The organism is Nesterenkonia aethiopica, from assembly GCF_039534665.1.
GTDB lineage: Bacteria > Actinomycetota > Actinomycetes > Actinomycetales > Micrococcaceae > Nesterenkonia > Nesterenkonia aethiopica.
Genome location: NZ_BAAAVT010000044.1, coordinates 1 through 934 on the forward strand (window position 1 = coordinate 1; position 934 = coordinate 934).

Annotated in this window: 1 pseudogene; it reads left to right on the plus strand. The window is 66.0% G+C overall.

What is annotated here, in order from left to right:
- Positions 1 to 9 precede the first annotated feature (9 nt).
- A pseudogene (locus tag ABD658_RS15265) lies at positions 10 to 919 on the plus strand (IS5 family transposase).
- The last annotated feature ends 15 nt before the right edge of the window (positions 920 to 934 follow it).

A 934-nucleotide genomic window follows, 5' to 3' on the forward strand; every position in this document is an offset into this window, starting at 1 on the left:
TAGGGCGTGTTGCTAAAGGGTGGAGCGTCGGTCGTCGGCGAGTCTGTCCTTGTGGCACGCAGAGAGATATCTGACGAGACTTGGGCAGTGATCGGCCCGTTGTTCCCGGCGGCGAAGTCCACCGGCAGGCCGCCGGTGGATCCACGCACAGTCGTCGAGGCTGCCGCCTGGCGGTACAGGACCGGCTCACCTTGGCGGGAGATCCCGGAGAGGTTCGGCAGCTGGAACACGATCTATAAGAACTTCTCTCGGTGGGCCTCGCAGGGCGTCTGGGCCCGAGTGCTCGAGACGGTGCAGTCGCTGACTCACCAGCGCGGGGAGCTGGACTGGGTCGCCTCGATCGACTCGACGATCGTGCGCGTGCATCAGCATGGTGCGACCTTGCCCCGGAGCACAGGGGGCTGAATCGAACTACAAGAAGTTCGGCGCTGAGCCGGCCGATCATGCCATCGGCCGCTCGCGTGGCGGGCTGACGACCAAGATCCATCTGGCAAGTGACGGCAGAGGGCGGGCGCTGGGGTTCGTGCTCACTGGCGGGCAGGTCGCCGACACCAGTCTGCTGGCCGAGACTCTCAGCGAGATTCGCGTGGCCGGAGCCAGAGGCAGGCCGCGATCGCGCCCGCGACGGGTGATCGCTGACAAGGGCTACCCCTCGAAGAAGAACAGGGCCTGGCTGCGCAGCCGCGGCATCGCGGCCACCATCCCCGAACGTGCCGATCAGGTCGCTCATCGTCGGCGCAGACCTGGGCGGCCGATCGACTTCGGCGATGAGCAGCAGGCCCGATACAAGGGTCGCAACGTCGTCGAACGATGCTTCAACCGGCTCAAGCAGTGGCGCGGGATCGCTGCACGAACGGATAAGACTGCCCGGAACTTCCACGCTGGGCTCTGCCTCGCAGCGACTCTGCAATGGGTTTAGCAACACGCCCTAGGG